A 17,499-nucleotide genomic window follows, 5' to 3' on the forward strand; every position below is an offset into this window, starting at 1 on the left:
GCTAGTATGTCTCGGAAGGGAAACTGTTGGGACAATGCTTGTATAGAAAACTTCTTCAGCCACTTTAAGTCAGAGTGTTTTCATTTATACTCTTTCCGTAAAGCTGATGAGGTTAAATTTGCCGTGCGCAAATATATACACTTTTATAATCACCAAAGATTTCAAAAGAAATTAAATAACCTGAGTCCATATAAATATAGAACTCAGGTTACTTAGTTGTGCTTTTTGAATACAGTCTACTTGACAGGGGTCACTTAAAGGTGCCTTTTCTTTGTTTTTTCTCGCGTATTGAGATGACTATTCAAACCTTGTATTAGGGGACATGGTTCAAACAGATATATATTACACTTATAGTTTAACATTGACAGAATATACAGTAAATTGATAATGTTTATACGAAATATTCCCAAAGTTTAGTATAGATATTTTTCACTATTATTATATTAAAAATAGAATTAATGCACAATTGCATAACAATAGAGTATGCGATTAGCAGTATAATTTAAATGTGTACAATAAAGCTGAAGAGGCAGAGACCATCTACGGAAATAGATGGTCTTTTGCTAGTAAAGAATAAATGCATTATTTTGATGGTATTCATCCAACTGAAAGGCTTACACTTTTCCCTGCACATTGTGTGGGGGTCTTTCATAAAGAAAAAACACTCTTATGAGTGTCTTTTCTGATTGTTTTTTTAGCAGAAGCAAGCAGGTCCTTTAGAAAATAAAGAAAAGACACCCTAAGGTGGCTTCCTCCGACTTGAACCATTTTCATTTAATACGAATCTATCCGTATTACCCCTTTGTTATAGATGTAAACACAGCCTATAAAACAGAGTCGTCTATATACACCAGATTGTTAGTTCACAAAATACAAGAGATTTGAGATCAGTATCGGAGTAACGCCACATCCCCTATAATGATTGATATGTTACGCCTTTCAAAAGAATCTGATTTATAGAACGTGTCCACAATTTATATTTTACTATATTTAATATTCATTTAGTGTATTTTTCGTTAATATGTATAATTACATAAAGTTTAAGGGGAAAGAGAGTATACTTTGGTATTGTGTAATAAAGATAAAGCCCACCTACGGAATGAACGGTTCTGGTGCAAAAACTCTAAAACTTTTACAAGTAATCTCCTAAACTTGGACATACTGATAGTATTACTCTAGAAAAAGGTGTGTGATCGATATGGAAAAAGAAAATTTGTTCAAATGGAAGCATTATCAGCCGGAACTCATCTTATTAACAGTAAGGTGGTACCTACGGTACAATTTGAGCTTCCGTAACCTAGTGGAAATGATGGAGGAACGAGGCTTATCCATAGTTTACATAACGATTATGCGATTTTTTACGAAGTTGAATATCCAATGTGTGTCCATCTTTATCAATTGCACGATAGAGGTAACGTCACTCTCCCTTAACTTTGATATAAGTCTCATCCAAATGCCAAGATAATCGTGCAGATTTATTTTTCATTTTCCAAATTTGATAGATGAGATTGCCATATTCATGAACCCATCGCATGATGGTTGTTGGGTGAACTGAAATACCACGTTCTTTCAGGATATCAGAGACATCGCGATAACTTAAAGAAAAACGGAAGTAGTAGCCGACAGCTACTAAAATAATATCTTTCTTGAATTTTTTTCCTTTAAAATATCTCATGCCTGATTCTCCTAGATCCTGTTTTCTAGAGTGTAGCTTCATGTAGAAAACTTTGCAACAGAACCAGTTTTCTCTTTCCTGACTTTTATAAAACTCATCAATTATTTATTTGTATATGGATATACTTCGGATTAATGTTCTGAATATTCGGTACAAAAAGTATCGATTTACTTTATATAACAATTATGTAAAACTATAACCAAGCTGAATTCTTCTTTAAAACTTTCCCCTAATAAAGATTTAAAGACAATTCTGTTTTTATTCGAACTTAAGAAAGAAGCCAATTTCTATACAAATTGGCTTCTTTCTTATGAATTCACGCTACAACGTGAATTCATACTCTTTTTCATCTATAATCTTACCACATCATCAACATTTTTACGATATTTTTTCTGAAATTTCAGAAAAAATATCTCATTTTGATGAAAGGTATTTTTGTAAAAGTCTATCCTCTGTAATTTTTTAAATGCGTAAATTAAAGAAGGAGGGTTCTGGTGCAAAAAATACTGTCGTTGTGTACACTGAAAATATTCATAAATAAAGGGCGTGTATGATGATGATAAAAGCAGTGGATTTTAAATGGAAACATTATGAGCCAGGTTCATCGATATGGATCGGAACTAGATAAACGTATTCGTCGTCATTTGAAGAAAATAAATGATTCCTGGCGTGTCGATGAAACCTATATCAAAGTGAAAGGAAAATGGATGTATTTGTATCGTGCTGTGGATTCCGAAGGAAACACTGTTGATTTTTATTTAAGTAAAAATAGAAAAGCAAAATCAGCTAAACACTTTTTCAAAAAGGCCTTAGCTTCTTGTCATACTTCAAAACCTCGTGTGCTCACAGTTGATAAAAATCCTGCCTATCCAAAAGCCGTGAAACAATCACAAAAAGCAGGGGACCTACCATTAGGACTCCAATTACGGCAAATAAAATATCTAAACAATATGGGCGAACAAGACCATCGATTTATCAAAAAAAGAGTTCGGTATATGCTTGGATTTCAGTCTTTTCAAACAGCCGGCAAAACACTTGCTGGCATCGAAGTCATGCATATGATTAGAAAAGGACAAACTCTCCAAGGACAAGTCTGTCCAAAATCAGATACAACTTATCAATAATCTCTTCGGCCTCATCGTATAACAGGGGATTCCTAACGGGATCTGCCGTTCTCTTTTTAAATTTGATTATCTTTGCACCAGAACCCCATTAGGCATCCAACTAAGGCAAGTGAAATATCTCAATAACATAGTGGAACAAGATCATCGGTTTATTAAAAAGCCAGTTCGTTCGATGTTAGGATTGAAATCCTTTCGCACAGCTACATCCATTATTTCTGGAATAGAAGCTATGCATATGATTAAAAAAGAACAGATTGATTTACGGGATCAGTCTGTCCAAAACCAGAAAGAATTCATCCATCGATTGTTTGGGCTTACAGCATAAAATAGAATTCCGATAGAAATATATGAGCTATATTCTCTTTTATTTTATCTTTGCACCAGAACCGGTTCGCTTAGCTATCTTTCTTTAAATAATGGTTGGATCTTTTCTAAAAATGATTTAGTTCCTTCTCTGAAGTCCTCTGTGGACGCTATCAAACCGAAATAATCTGCTCCAAGAAGTGCGGACTCTTCTAAAGTTAAATTACCTCCCCGATGAATTGCCTCCCAAGTCATTTTTACTGCGATAGGAGCCTGAGACAAAATTTCTAGGATAAGCGCTTCTGCCTCTAATACTAATTTATCAGGCTCAACAATCCTATTAACCAGTCCTATTCTATAAGCTTCGTCTGCGCTTATCGCACTTCCGGTGAGCAACAGTTCTGTAGCACGCCCCTTACCTATAAGTCTGGGCAATCTTGTAGTTCCTCCAAATCCGGCAACAGCTCCAAGACGGACTTCAGGATGTCCTAATCTAGCATGATTAGCGCAAATACGGAGCGTACAGGATTCGGCTAACTCAAGTCCACCTCCTAGTGCAAACCCGTTGATGGCGGCAACAACCACTTTTCCTAATGACTCGATTTTATGAGTAACCGTAACAGCCAACTGAGCTAAATCCCGTACTTCTAGTGGAGTGGCTTTATTGAGAAACTGAATGTCAGCACCTGCGGAAAACGCCTTTTCTCCGGCACCGATAATTATTAATGCTTTTACACTTGAATTAGTTTTAATCCTATCCAAGACGGACGAAAGTTGCTCAAGAACATCTCGGTTTAACGCATTTAGTACTTCCGGTCTATTTAGTGTAATTCTTGCGATACCATTTTCCTCAGTGTAAAGGACGACACTTTTGTTTAACATTTTAAATTCCTCCAATAGTTTAGTGTACCGACACAAAAGGCTACCCATTTCTATCGCTTCGTTTTATAATATTACGAGAAGATTTCTACAGGGATGTCATCACCGACTGATTGCTCGCTCATAAGCGAGATTATATTTAGAATATACTGCACAACTCAAAAAAATGTTTTTTATTCATCGGTTTAATCTCGTAGAATGCCCTTGTGGCGAAACATCTTGCATTTTTAACCACCTCTAATATTCAGGCACAGAACCTATCCCGCAGCCTTCCTTATCCGCTTTTCAATATAAAATGTTCTTCTTAGGACATAAAAATCCTCTTTAGGAAAAAATACTTATGGGGGTAAAACTTCGCAAATTTCTTTTAAATTCACACCATACGGGTTCCTTTATATATATAGCAAATATAGCTCTATTCCAAAAATGGGAAATTATTATTAGTTTGATAAAGAAGAGGAGGCACATAAATTAGTATTTTTCTCTAATATCTCAAAAACTAAGAATACTAGTTATTTTGAGATGCGACAAAGTTTAGCTCAAAATAAAAACTAACACTTAAGGAGAACTTAATCTTGTAATATTAAGCTTTATTTAGATGTTCATCCAGCAGGCATACCAGAGAAGTCTATATTACAATGATGTTATTTATAAACACGACTTGAAAAGAAACAGTTTCCTCTTTTTTGTATCAATATCATAAGATAACTACTCATTTTGAGATACGAAATTTCACTCACTTTATAACTACCGATAAGATTTCTTATGTAAACTAAATAAAAGGAGTTTAATAGGTCTAATAGTTTTAATGCCCCCTATTTGTCCAGCGACACAAAAGTACCCACTGCTTTATTTTTCTATTAAGTTGTATTAGTGAATATTTTTTATATCGCTAACTTGCTTGAAGAATTTCAATCGTTACACAACCTCCAAGTTATAACATTACTGCTACTATAAGACCTACTAGTTTCTTTGCTTTCATGAGAAAATTCCCCTATCCCGTTTATTAGTTTAATGCGCCTCCATTCTTTATTTTAAAGTTGCATTACTGCATTATCCCCTAAAGTAAATCCTTTACCGTGAATTAGATATACTCTATTTGGGGAACCATAACTTTTACCCATTAGTTTACATTTATTTCGTTGATTTTATTGAATTTATAGCATTTTAGCTGTTTTAATAAAAAACACTAACAAAAGTATACATTCAAAATATTTATTTTAATAGGATTTATAAGTCGCCTTTTATTTTGTTACTATCTCTATTTTTGTTCGCTGTGTTTGTTTGTTTTGTTAAATCTTATCATCTATTATCGCTCTCAACTGCTCCATTTCATTTAAGACTGACTTATCTATATCGTCTAACTCATGGACTTCTTTAGCTTCAATGAGACTTTTCATAATCAATACAGTGAGCATCATACCAACGCTATACCCAATAAAGAAGCTCAACCAAGTCATCCCATCACTTCCTTAACAACAAATAAGACGCTAAACCGATCACAGTAGCGCCTAACGAAGTAACTATAGAATTAATCATTAATAAGTATATCTGGACCCTTCCTCAACATATATGCAAAACTAGAAATAAACACTATGCAAAATATAATAACAGAAGGCCACATATTAAAATAAAATCCTTTACCTGCAATTAATCCGTATATATTTTGGAACAAGAAATTAGCACCTAAGATGATTCCCCCTAATATCGAACTGACCACAATACTGATTAAATAAAATTTAAATTTCTGAAACATTTTCCCTCTACCCCTTTTCTAAAATCAACTTTATTTAGTCCGTTTTAGAAAATTATACCATTCTCATTTTTTATATCCTTAAATCCAGATACATTTAAGGATATTTTAAGAAAAGAAAGCGGAAGTACTATCTCTTCAAATGTCCATTTTGTTCAATTAAAAAGAGCATCCACGTTAATAGATGCTCACCTGTGTGATAAAGGGTTTCCATTGAGTACTGAATAGGACCTAAGAGAGCTTGCCCTATACTTCAATATATGCTTGCCCTGGTTCTGTTGCAAAGTTTCTTAACAAGAAAAGAGTTATGTTGCGTACAATTGAATGTTATGCAATTGTGAGTAATTGCTGTAATTCATTGTATGTCGAAAAAACGCAGTTTGGTTGCAAACTGCGTTTTCGCTTATATAAAGCATGTATTGTTTCGATTCCTTTCAATGTACGCGAAGCATGGCGAAGACTTTGAAATCCTGCGGATTTAGAAAAACGTCGCTTGATATGGTTCTGGTGCAAAAAATCTATAAAACTTGGACATACTGATACTATTACTCTAAAAAGGTGTGTGATCGATATGGAAAAGGAAAATTTGTTCAAATGGAAGCACTATCAGCCTGATATTATCTTATTAACGGTAAGATGGTACCTACGGTACAATCTAAGTTTTCGTGATTTAGTGGAAATAATGGAGGAACGGGGTTTATCCATTTCTCATACAACGATTATGCGTTGGGTTCATCAATATGGTCCTGAATTGGATAAACGGATCCAACGTTACCTCAAACAAACAAATGACTCTTGGAGAGTCGATGAAACATATATCAAAATAAAAGGTCAATGGATGTACCTGTATCGTGCTGTTGATTCGAAAGGAAGCACAATCGATTTTTGCTTAAGCAAAACAAGAGATCAGAAAGCTGCAAAGCGCTTTTTCAAGAAAGCTTTGCGGTCTTTTCATGTTTCAAAGCCTCGTGTTATAACAGTCGACAAGAATCCAGCTTATCCTATAGCAATTAAACGGTTGAAAAAAGAAAAAAGCATACCTAACGGTATGCGACTTAAACAACAAAAGTACTTGAATAACATAGTAGAACAAGATCATCGCTTTATAAAGAAACGAATCCGTTCTATGCTAGGGTTCAAATGCTTTGACACAGCTACATCTATTCTTTCTGGAGTAGAAGCTATACATATGATTAAAAAAGAACAGATTGATTTACGGGATCAGTCTCTCCAAAATCAGAAAGAGTTTATCCATCAATTGTTTGAACTTGTGGCATAAAATACAATTCTGTTAGGAATATATGCGTTTTACTGGTTTTCATTTTATCTTTGCACCAGAACCAATTGAATTGTATGGAACACAATTACAAATTCATCATTTGAGATTAAGAATTAGCAAGAGTTCGTCATTGCAATTCCAAGTGTATCCGTTTTGCTTCAAAATACAGAACCTGAATAAACTTTTTCGTATCGATACGAGTAGGTAATGTTGGCTCATTATTCAACTCTGTCATCTTTCTCCTTACAGTTGTAAAGTCAAAAAACCTAGAAGCGTAATTTTCGAACCTCGGGTTTAAAAAATCAGCAAGTCCCAGGGATGCTAAATGGTTTAATGATTGGTAAATTGCCCTCCGAATCCGTTGTTTGGAGGCTTCAATCGATCTTTTTAATTCTGCCTCTTCAGCAGATTCTCCAAGTCTATTTTGAGCTAATTTCATAAAAATCTCTTTTAGAGAGGGAAACCCTTGTTCTAACGTTTTATCTTGTTCATATTTATATAAATAATCCAGCATGTCCATTAAATCTTTACTTCCGCTTTCACTAGCTATCCCTAATTCGGATAGAAGAAAATGAATGGAATTTCGAAAATGATTGGAAGTACTTATATGCTTTCCATTACGGTATTTTTCCTGCGTACTTTGATCACTATCCAATGTAAGTACCATATTGAGCGATTCTTGAATGTTTTTTATCGATTTTTCCAATCGGATACGTTCGATGACTTTCTGAACGACTGTTAATACTTCAATCCGGTTAATCGGCTTAATAATATAGTATTCAACACCGAGCGAATACGCTTCAGCAATCAATTCTTTTGATTCTACTTGAGAAACCATGATGATTTTCCCTTTAAACGACGGTTTTATTTGACGGATTGTTTTTATTCCATCTTGAATCGGCATTAACAAATCGATAAATAAAATGTCTATATTTTTCAAAATTAGCATTCGTTGATCTAACAATGAGCCATCCTCAGCTTCTCCTACAACCTCCCCAAGATCCGCATCCTCGATAATTTGAGCCAACATTGAGCGAACCGCTTTCTCATCATCTACTATATAAAAATACATAGAATCACCCTTTCGCAATGATATGATCAATCCCTAATCTAATTATAAAAATCGATCCTTTTCCTTCGGTTCTGTCCTCAAACGTAACATCACCTTCAAGTTGTTCGACCATTTCTTTTACATACGATAGTCCGATACCTGTTGATGGGTTACCTGCATCATCATATTTAGAAGTAAACCCAGGTTCAAAAATTGACTCTTTATACTTTGAAGAAATACCGGGACCGTTATCTCCTATTCGAAATTCAACGAAATGTTGGTCTTTATTAATGTCAATTGTGATGGTTCCCATATCTTGGATAGCTTCTACAGCGTTTGCAACGACATTGTTTATAATTGATAAAATTGTGTAAATATGATAATGAGGATGCACGCCATCAATCTTATACACAAATTGGATGTCTTTCTCTAGTAACCGGGCGTATTTCTCATTTGCTCGAATAATGATGTTTACTAGTTCATGTATGGACATATAATCTGTAAAACTTTCATCAGAAATCAGCTTCGAAAGTCCGGCAAAAATACGTTGGTTATCCTTTTTAACGTCATGGACTTCACCAGCAATTTTTAATGCCTGCTGCCGTAAATCCTCAACCCGAAAGCCCATCCGTTTATTCTCTAAAGAGTCTAAATTTTTATATAGATCATAAGATTTTTTTGTTATATTTTCAGCATCTTGCAACGTTTTTTTTAAATGAACAGCGTCTTCATATAAATTGGAGATGAGCATAAGCATGTGTTCATTTTGTTTTTTTATTTGTCTCTCCCTTGACTGTGCTTCATACAATTTCATCATATTGAAAAAGCTTAGAACTATAAAACTATGGGGAAATGCGGTAATGATTATTTCATTTAATGCCTCTGGCGTGATAGTTGTTTTTAATACGAAATATTGAATCATTAATTCCACACAGTCTGATAATATTTCAATGACGCAGCCAATAAACCCAATCATCAATGGTTGATGATGAAAGCGTTCGACTTTCGCTAAGTAAAAGAGACAAGAATAAGTAAAATAAAAGAAAAAACTAGGATATTGGATATGGAAAGAAGCTATCCAATCCATATTCTCCTTTGTGATGACGTCTAATAAGATACGAAATGCTACAACCACTATTGCTGTTAAAAAACCCGGAAAAAATGCTGGCATTCGCCGAAATAATAACAAAAAAAAGAAAAATGTAGGTGCACCAAAGCTCATTCGAAATGTCTCATTTAAGGGAAAAGACTTTATTTCACCTACTAAGGGTACTGTAAATACCATCAAAACCAGAATATAGATGTCTTTTTTTACTAAATTACTAAGATTCAAAATAATCACTTCTCACTTTCGCCTAACAGTCAGTATACAAATCTATTAACGTTAATACAACACTTACTCTATTATTTACAAAAAACTATAAATACGACATAAGCGAAAATATTGAACATTGTGAGTATTCTTATCATTCTTCTACTTTAAAACAGGAAGATGCTTTGTAACACAAAAATGTTCAGACACATTATATGGTCTGAACATTTTTGTATTCGCTCTGACACCAAAACATCCATGATACTTTTTAGAATATACTTAAATCCCATTCTTGTGCAATATGTTCCAATAACATAACCCCTGGTAAACTATTCCCATATTCATCAATGGCTGGTCCATAAATACCTATACCACATCCATCTTGAAACGGTAGTTCTCTCCTGGACCTTGAGGGGACAAGTGCCATAATCCCTCCGGACACCCCACTTTTAGCTGGCAACCCGATGAAAGCAGCAAATTTTCCAGAAGCATTGTACATACCACAAGTGAGCATTAAGGCTTTGGTTAATCTAGCAACCTCCTTAGGGAGGACTTGTTCTTTACGTATAGGATGATATCCATCATGTGCAAGTATGAGTCCTATTAAGGCTATGTCCTCTGTATTTATTTCTATAGAACATTGTTTCAAGTAAACCTCTAGTGCTTCCTCCACATCCGATTCTAAAAAACCATTCTCCTTTAAATAGTATGCTAAAGCTCTATTTCGATGGGCTGTTTGCCATTCAGATTGAAACACGTTTTCATTAATGGTGGGACGCTTCCCGATCATTTTTTCAATTAATGCGTAAAGAGATTCTAATTTTTCTTGTGCCGATGTTCCTGGTAGAAGCGAAGCTACCGTAATTGCTCCAGCATTAATCATAGGATTAAAAGGCTTTCCCGGTTTATGCAACTCTAAACGAATGATTGAATTGAAGGCATCTCCAGTCGGTTCAACATCAACCCGATCTAATACATAAGATATACCTCGGTTTAAACAAGCGGCTATAAAGCCGATTACTTTTGATATACTTTGCAGAGTGAAAGGTACCTCCCAATCCCCTGACTTTATCATTGTTCCATTTGGCTCTACTATACAAATGCCTAATTGCGATAAATTTATCTTTTCCAAAGCGGGAATATAACTGGCACTTTGTCCTTTAGCAGCATAGGATCGATAATGCGTTACCCATTGATCTAGATCTAAGTAAGCTTTTTTTTTGACTTTCAATCTGAACGTTATACCCCTTTATCATTTAACTATGTTCCTCCGTCCTATTAATTTGGTACAGTATGAATTTTTCTTAATAGAGAATAGACAATATAGTGCGAAAAAACACTGTCAAGGTTATTCCCTTTTCTAACTGAATGATAGGTAATGTTCTAAAGATATTGCATATTCAAGATTTATGATTTTTATCCCGTAAACTTACTATTTATAAACTATATGAATCTCAAGAATAATTGAACATGGTCAACTCAAAAAAAGTCATCTTTTTCTTACTCTACCCATCTATGTGGCAAAACATATATTCACTTGTTAAACCTATGATGTTTGGGAAATCGTTTTAAAGAGAAATACTATTACTTTTGCTGTTGTTCAGGCCCCTCTTTTCAGCATCTTAATATATTTGTAATATATTAACTCCTTTTACTATCCTGCATCCGTTAGTTATGAATGACTTTATTTCAAAACTCTTAATTTACGACAATTGTTTTATTGTAATCAATTTTATTTGCCTAGAACCAAGAAAGATATTCAGACATATTACAGTCCGAATATCTTTTTTGTTACATACTTTTCTTTTTTGAAGTTGAAGTATCCTGATAATGCTCCCAACATTCAATATTTTCAAGCCCTTTGATACTTCCTTTATAAAAAGTAGGATCTTTACCAGCCTTTTTCTGTTTCATGTAATCCTGTAACGCAGCAAAGGCTATTTTTGATAGTAAGGTAATAGCAATTAAATTTATAATAACCATAAAGCCCATGAATAAATCCGCTAAATCCCATACAAGCTGGATTTTTGCAACTGAACCGAATACAATCATAGCTAACACACTTATTCGGTATACCATCAACCATAATTTACTTGTGTGTAAGAATCGAATATTTGTTTCTCCGTAATAATAGTTCCCAATTAACGCACCGAATCCAAATAGGAAAACAAAGATAGCAAGACAGCCCGATGCCCAAGGGCCAATATGTTCACTTAATGCTGCTTGTGTAAGTGCAATTCCATTTAGCTCTGGTTGTTTGTATGCATCAGAAAGTAAAATAATAAATGCTGTGCTTGTACAAATAATTAGTGTATCCGTTAATACACCAAATGCTTGAATAAGTCCTTGTTTCACCGGATGGCTTGTTGTTGCCGTTGCAGCAACGTTTGGCGCACTTCCCATACCAGCTTCATTTGAGAATAAACCACGTTTAACTCCATGCATGAGTGCTGCACCGATTGAACCGCCTGCTATTTGTTTAAAGCCAAATGCGTTTTGAACAATAAGAGAAAGAACTTCCGGCATTTTTGTTATGTTGGTAACTACAACAAATAATGCAACTCCAATGTATAAGACTGCTAGAAACATCACCTTGTATTCAGCCATTTTTGCAATACGCTGTACACCACCAAAGATAATCGCAGCGAAAGCAAGTGCCATGATAATCCCTACAGTTAAACGATCTGTACCAAATGAGTTCTCAAAAGCAATTGTAACGGTATTTGATTGTACAGAATTGAATACAAGACCGAAAGTAATCGTAATTAAAATAGAGAATATTACTCCCATCCAACGTTTGTTTAGCCCTTTTTCCATATAATAGGATGGACCGCCGCGGAAACCATCTTTATCTTTTACTTTATATATTTGCGCTAATGTACTTTCAACAAAGCTGGATGCTGAGCTAATAATCGAGATAATCCACATCCAAAATACCGCTCCAGGACCGCCTAGTGCAATCGCAATCGCAATTCCTGTGATATTTCCTGTTCCAACGCGAGCGGCCATACCAATACAAAACGCTTGAAAAGGAGAAATTTGGTCTTTAGAACTATCCTTCCCTTCCATTAACACACGGACCATTTCTTTTAGCATCCGAAACTGTACAAATTTCGATTTAAATGTGAAATAAAATCCGCAAACAACAAGCATAATAATTAACAATTTAGACCATAAAAAATCATTCGTTGACCCGACTAGATCCACCAAAAATTGTTCCATACCATCACCTCATATCAAAATTTTATATCCCCTAATCTATATAAAATCACCTTTATTTTCTGACATAACTAACCTCATTTCATATACACATGCAACAAAGACAAAAATTTTCTATGAAAATGGTATTTCCTTGTTTATACGAATATCCATAACATGTAACTGTACAGCTGACATCTTGAAGGACCTGACTCTTCTACATATAGATGCTCTAGCTCCTCCCGCAAAATATAGTTTTTATCCAGAAATGTGGCTGCACCATCATGCTTGTTTCGTATGCCGGAGTTTTAAATTGGAATTATATTAATCCTTTTTGTCTCTTTTTATTAGTTGCACAGGGATATAAATTGAATTATCAAAAAATAAAAATGATTATATAAACTCTCACATTTGTTCTAGAATATAGTTTCTTTAGTTTATAATTAACGCTCCTTAGAAAAGCACTGGACTGCTCTCGTATTCCCTTCTAAATCAACACATAATATCAGTAGATCTCTTTCTCTTCACTTGTCAACAAATTTTTACTATAGAACCTTCATTTAAATACTTTGTTTACATAAAATATTTTGCAAACTTTACTACATCTCAGGAATCTTTAATTCTATTTTCCTCTATAAATAAAAAAATCATTAATAGATTTTCTTAATATTAGATAAACATATAGAGAAGATCTTTTGCTGTTCATTTATTAAAAGAAGTGTTTGTTGGTGTAAATCAAGGTTGCAAACTCGCCCCTTACATGTTTGTAAATATCCAGTTTTATAGTACTCAATAGTGATTAAGTGATTTTTTGCTAATTTTCTTAAGAACATGGATATATCCCCTTTCTCACTACTAATCTATATAAATAGCCTGTAAGTAAAAGAATATAGGCTAGATAAAAAATTCAAAAATCATCATTTGAAGCGCTTTCAAACCTAAACTAATAGAAACGTATCTTTAATTTATAATCAAAAGTACAGAATCTGACCAAAAAGTACAGGTTTTTATAAAATAATTTTTAAAATATTTTAAAATTAATTTTGGTGCAAAAACCTCAAGGTAATCGCGGTTCTGTTGCAAAGTTTGAAAAAAGCATAAACAGGTTGGTAAATGAGGAACAATGTTTAGGAAGTAGCTAGTAATTGTTGAAGTTCATTGTACGTTGAAAAGGCGGAGTCTCTTTGAAGACTTCGCCTTTGTTTATATAGGGTATGAATGGTCTGGTACCTTTTATCGTACGTGAAGCATGACGAAGATTTTGAAATCCTGCGGATTTGGCAAAACGTCTCTTTACATGCCTATGATCCTGTTCAATAAGAGTGTTTAAATGTTTGATTGTACAATGGATTGTAGTTTGATAAAATCCTTGTTTTCTTAATTTGTTAAATGCACAAAGTAATGCCGGCGCTTTGTCTGTAGTGAGAACCGTTGGTTCTCCAAAATGTTTTACTAATCTTTTCATGAAAGCATCGGCAGCCTGATGATCCCGTTTTTTACGAAGTTGAATATCCAATGTGTGTCCATCTTTATCAATTGCACGATAGAGGTAACGCCACTCTCCCTTAACTTTGATATAAGTCTTATCCAAATGCCAAGATAATCGTGCAGATTTATTTTTCACTTTCCAAATTTGATAGATGAGATTGCCATATTTATGAACCCATCGCATGATGGTTGTTGGGTGAACTGAAATACCACGTTCTTTCAGGATTTCAGAGACATCGCGATAACTTAAAGAAAAACGGCAGTAGTAGCCGACAGCTACTAAAATAATATCTTTCTTGAATTGTTTTCCTTTAAAATATCTCATGCCTGATTCTCCTAGATCCTGTTTTCTAGAGTGTATCTTCATGTAGAAAACTTTGCAACAGAACCCTCGTGAGGGTAATTTTTGTTGTCCAACATAGGCATTCCGAATTTCATAAGTATCTCCTGGTTTTATCTGATGCATGATATCTTCAAGGTCAAGTAAAACATATAAAGATTGCTTTTTAACTGTCCCATCCCGAAAGAATTCTGGCGATTCATTTTTTACATATACTCTATTATTTAATTTCAACCGTGAAACGTAGAATGCCCCTCGTTGATCCATCTGGTCTAAATCTTTTAGAGAAAAGTATCCTAAATCTCGAATACATAAATCTCCTGGGCATAAGGTATCTAAACACTCTGTACCAAAGGTTATATCATTATTTTTACCTGGTTCCATTTGAAAATTGAGGAATTTCCCACTATGTAAATCATACTCTAGTTGAATCTTAATACTGGCTGTTTGTGCACATCCTCCTGAACCAGGATAAATAGGAGCAAAATGATTGGGTACTTGAAAAATAGTAGCATCTAAAATACGTATACGTTGAAAATAGGAAGTGTATTAGTTTGGAATTTGAGATGAATCGTTTAGTTGGCTTTTAACTAAACGAGAAAATACACACTGTAGGAATAAAACAGCGCATCGGTTAAAGCGTTGATTAAGTCCTTCTGGACTCATGAGTGTAGTTGTATTCGCATAAAGTTGACTACATAACCGAGTGAGAGAATCGCTTGCTACATGTTGACTGATCCAAATACATAAAGCAGCCAAATCTCGTGTCCCATATTTACTTTTACGTTTTACAAAACCTATTTCCTGTGCAAGTTGTTGAAGGGTATCGGGAGATAAATGTCGCTGTAGTTCTTCAGCAAACAAATGAAATTCATCCTGAATCGAAAGATTCATAAAAAAACGCCATCCTTTCTGTATATTTCTACAAAAAGAATAACGTTTTCTGTGAATTATGGATATAAATTTATCTTAGGTTGATAGTGATGTATGGTGACCCCATATACATAAATACATTTTGTCGAAATTATTAAAAAGGGGAATTTTTCTATTTGAAGAACTAATAATTGTTAGCCAATATGTATTAGAAATCTCAATCTAAACTAAAGGAGAACAAAATGAGACAAAACAATAAAGGCTTTTCTGAAACAGGGTTGCGCAAAATGCGCAATGTACTGGCGCAGCATGTCGATTCTGGAAAGATTCCTGGGCTCGTCGCCTTAGTCAGCCGAAACGGCGAGACGCACGTCGAAGCGCTTGGAACAATGAGGCATGATGGTGGCGCACCAATGCGTCGGGACACGATCTTTCGATTGGCGTCCACTAGCAAGCCGATCGCAGTTTCACCGGTAATGGTTCTGCTCGACGAGTGCAAACTGCATTTGGACGACCCAGTAGACAAATGGCTGCCCGAACTCGCCGACCGGCAGGTGTTGAAACGGCCCGATGGTCCGCTGGAAGAGACCGTCCCAGCACGGCGTCCTATCACTGTACGAGACCTGTTGACCTCCACATTCGGGCTCGGAGTGGATCTCACTTTGATGGGTTCTCCGATCATGAACGCGTTCTTCGAGAGTGGGATATTCGACACGCCAGGGCAGGATATGCCCGATCCAGATGAGTTTATGTGTCGCCTAGGTGCACTTCCGCTAAGCTACCAGCCCGGAGAGCGGTGGCAGTATCATATCAGTATTGAAGTGCTCGGCGTGCTTGTTGCCAGGGTCACGGGTCAGACATTCGAGTCGTTCCTGCGCGAACGCATCTTCGATCCACTGGGAATGAAGGACACTGGCTTCTACGTGCCTGAGCGCAAGATTGACCGGCTTCCACCTGCCTTCAACCCTGATCCGCAGACAGGTGAGTTCATCGTGTGGGATGAGGGTGCAGGCGGACGTTACAGCAAACCTCCAACATTCCAAGCAGGCGGTGGTGGGCTGCTCGCAACCGTCGACGATTATCACGCGTATTTGCAGATGCTGTTGAACAAAGGGATGCACGGAACCAAACGGATCCTGTCCCGACCTGCAGTCCAGCTGATGACCACCAACCGTCTTACTCCTGAACAACAAGTATACCGAGACGATTTGGCCAAAAACAACGTCCATTTGTCGTTTGGACAAGGGATACAAGGCGGATGGGGCTTTGGGATGGCGGTGCGTACCTATCTTGGAGACTACGCGTCTATCGGTCAGTTCGGCTGGGATGGCGGAACCGGCACTGCAGCTTACGTTGATCCAGACAAACAGTTTACTGGAATCCTGTTCACCCAGGTTGGGATGTCCACTCCGGACTCATCGCATCTTATCCAAGACTTCTGGACCACGGTCTACCAAGCAATCGAAGACTGAAACCGAACTTAGGTATTGTTTAAAGGAAAACGCCAAGACGGATGCATAATCATAGGATTGGCGTATATTTTTTAATGTTATATTATAATATTATTATTTGAATATATATCCATCTATTTTGAGGATGATGCCCTCAACTATCCGAGAAAAACTGCTTTTATTAATAGATATTAGGGGTCCTGCCACATGCCCATCAAGCTAAGAATTTAGGACTACCCCCAAACGATAATTCTGTACAAATTGCTCAATTGGGGGTAGTTTATTTGTGTTAAGTTGATGGCGATGTATGGTGACCCCAATTATCCGGTCTTTAAATGAAAACCGGATTCCATTAGAAAAGAAACGGTCTCATCATCCCTTATTGCAGGTAGTGACAGCTTTGCTAATCCTACATTCAAGACTCAAAATTATTTAATAAATCCACGATTCAATTCTGTTAATGGTTCATTGATATCGAAAAATTTAACTCGAATTCCAGTTACGCCAAACGACTCAAGTCGTTTTTTATGCATTTTAGCGTACTTTTCAGCATCTTTTTTTGTTTCAAATATATAGATGCCTCCGGCTTCTTTTGTCTCTTTATTTTCAGTCCAAATCTTCCAGTGGAAGCCTTCCTCTTTATTAATGCTTTGTGCTACTTCTAGAAATCCTTTTGACATTTCATCTCCAAATGCACCATCAAAAGGAAAATCAACTTGTAATAAACATGTCATCTGAAACTCCCTCCAATCTTATTAATCATTTTTCACTCA

Annotated in this window: 13 protein-coding genes and 7 pseudogenes; 6 read left to right on the plus strand and 14 right to left on the minus strand. The window is 35.7% G+C overall.

What is annotated here, in order from left to right:
* Positions 1 to 6 precede the first annotated feature (6 nt).
* A complete protein-coding gene (locus C568_RS36575) occupies positions 7 to 216 on the plus strand; it encodes an IS3 family transposase (RefSeq protein ID WP_081623636.1) in 210 nt (69 codons plus the stop codon).
* Positions 217 to 1,198: 982 nt separating this feature from the next.
* A pseudogene (locus tag C568_RS34425) lies at positions 1,199 to 1,357 on the plus strand (IS6 family transposase); the annotation flags it as partial.
* Here C568_RS34425 and C568_RS32145 read toward each other — a convergent pair.
* Positions 1,355 to 1,675, minus strand: a pseudogene (locus C568_RS32145) (IS6 family transposase); the annotation flags it as partial. The pseudogenes C568_RS34425 and C568_RS32145 sit on opposite strands and share 3 nt — an antisense overlap.
* 572 nt (positions 1,676 to 2,247) lie before the next feature.
* Between C568_RS32145 and C568_RS32150 the strand changes: the two are divergent.
* Together C568_RS32150 and C568_RS31290 are read left to right on the plus strand one after the other, a co-directional pair.
* Positions 2,248 to 2,821, plus strand: a pseudogene (locus C568_RS32150) (IS6 family transposase); the annotation flags it as partial.
* A 63-nt stretch (positions 2,822 to 2,884) separates the two neighbouring features.
* A pseudogene (locus tag C568_RS31290) lies at positions 2,885 to 3,124 on the plus strand (DDE-type integrase/transposase/recombinase); the annotation flags it as partial.
* Positions 3,125 to 3,198: 74 nt separating this feature from the next.
* Here the strand turns inward: C568_RS31290 and C568_RS0126265 are convergent.
* The 4 genes and pseudogenes from C568_RS0126265 to C568_RS33735 form a co-directional block, all read right to left on the minus strand.
* Positions 3,199 to 3,984 (minus strand): enoyl-CoA hydratase/isomerase family protein, encoded by a 786-nt coding sequence (locus C568_RS0126265; protein WP_018783181.1) that lies wholly within the window; start codon positions 3,982 to 3,984, stop codon positions 3,199 to 3,201.
* A 1,289-nt stretch (positions 3,985 to 5,273) separates the two neighbouring features.
* Positions 5,274 to 5,441 (minus strand): hypothetical protein, encoded by a 168-nt coding sequence (locus C568_RS34915; RefSeq protein ID WP_018783182.1) that lies wholly within the window; start codon positions 5,439 to 5,441, stop codon positions 5,274 to 5,276.
* 71 nt (positions 5,442 to 5,512) lie between these two features.
* Entirely contained in the window at positions 5,513 to 5,737 is a 225-nt protein-coding gene (locus C568_RS0126275; RefSeq protein WP_018783183.1) for a hypothetical protein, read from the minus strand.
* Between the two features lie 324 nt (positions 5,738 to 6,061).
* A pseudogene (locus C568_RS33735) lies at positions 6,062 to 6,235 on the minus strand (IS6 family transposase); the annotation flags it as partial.
* 70 nt (positions 6,236 to 6,305) lie between these two features.
* Here C568_RS33735 and C568_RS0126280 point away from each other — a divergent pair.
* Positions 6,306 to 7,013, plus strand: a complete 708-nt coding sequence (locus C568_RS0126280) for an IS6 family transposase (RefSeq protein ID WP_018783184.1) — start codon at positions 6,306 to 6,308, stop codon at positions 7,011 to 7,013.
* 127 nt (positions 7,014 to 7,140) lie between these two features.
* Here the strand turns inward: C568_RS0126280 and C568_RS0126285 are convergent, their stop codons facing one another.
* The 8 genes and pseudogenes from C568_RS0126285 to C568_RS36585 all read right to left on the minus strand — a co-directional run bounded on the left by C568_RS0126285 (position 7,141) and on the right by C568_RS36585 (position 15,296).
* Positions 7,141 to 8,085: a response regulator gene (locus C568_RS0126285; RefSeq protein WP_018783185.1), complete on the minus strand. Its 945-nt coding sequence runs from the start codon at positions 8,083 to 8,085 to the stop codon at positions 7,141 to 7,143.
* A gap of 4 nt (positions 8,086 to 8,089) precedes the next feature.
* Positions 8,090 to 9,406: a sensor histidine kinase gene (locus tag C568_RS0126290; protein WP_018783186.1), complete on the minus strand. Its 1,317-nt coding sequence runs from the start codon at positions 9,404 to 9,406 to the stop codon at positions 8,090 to 8,092.
* Positions 9,407 to 9,644: 238 nt separating this feature from the next.
* A pseudogene (locus C568_RS0126295) lies at positions 9,645 to 10,632 on the minus strand (glutaminase).
* A gap of 535 nt (positions 10,633 to 11,167) precedes the next feature.
* Positions 11,168 to 12,598, minus strand: a complete 1,431-nt coding sequence (locus C568_RS0126300) for an alanine/glycine:cation symporter family protein (protein WP_018783188.1) — start codon at positions 12,596 to 12,598, stop codon at positions 11,168 to 11,170.
* Between the two features lie 626 nt (positions 12,599 to 13,224).
* Positions 13,225 to 13,407: a YolD-like family protein gene (locus C568_RS0126305; protein WP_018783189.1), complete on the minus strand. Its 183-nt coding sequence runs from the start codon at positions 13,405 to 13,407 to the stop codon at positions 13,225 to 13,227.
* Positions 13,408 to 13,701: 294 nt separating this feature from the next.
* A protein-coding gene (locus C568_RS34430) for an IS6 family transposase (RefSeq protein ID WP_231399031.1) occupies positions 13,702 to 14,387 on the minus strand; the annotation gives its coding sequence in 2 pieces (ribosomal slippage) (positions 13,702 to 13,802 and positions 13,802 to 14,387; 687 coding nt in all).
* Between the two features lie 168 nt (positions 14,388 to 14,555).
* A pseudogene (locus C568_RS36580) lies at positions 14,556 to 14,936 on the minus strand (IS4 family transposase); the annotation flags it as partial.
* 15 nt (positions 14,937 to 14,951) lie between these two features.
* Positions 14,952 to 15,296 carry an IS4 family transposase gene (locus C568_RS36585; protein ID WP_018783190.1) on the minus strand — a complete coding sequence of 115 codons (345 nt, stop codon included), beginning with the start codon at positions 15,294 to 15,296 and terminating at the stop codon, positions 14,952 to 14,954.
* Between the two features lie 221 nt (positions 15,297 to 15,517).
* Between C568_RS36585 and C568_RS0126320 the strand changes: the two genes are divergently transcribed.
* Positions 15,518 to 16,747 carry a serine hydrolase domain-containing protein gene (locus C568_RS0126320; RefSeq protein ID WP_018783191.1) on the plus strand — a complete coding sequence of 410 codons (1,230 nt, stop codon included), beginning with the start codon at positions 15,518 to 15,520 and terminating at the stop codon, positions 16,745 to 16,747.
* Positions 16,748 to 17,154: 407 nt separating this feature from the next.
* Here C568_RS0126320 and C568_RS0126325 read toward each other — a convergent pair whose 3' ends face one another.
* Positions 17,155 to 17,460 carry a monooxygenase gene (locus tag C568_RS0126325; RefSeq protein WP_018783192.1) on the minus strand — a complete coding sequence of 102 codons (306 nt, stop codon included), beginning with the start codon at positions 17,458 to 17,460 and terminating at the stop codon, positions 17,155 to 17,157.
* Positions 17,461 to 17,499 lie beyond the last annotated feature (39 nt).

The organism is Bacillus sp. 95MFCvi2.1 (genome assembly GCF_000374965.1).
In the GTDB taxonomy this organism is placed as follows: domain Bacteria; phylum Bacillota; class Bacilli; order Bacillales; family Bacillaceae_G; genus Bacillus_A; species Bacillus_A pseudomycoides.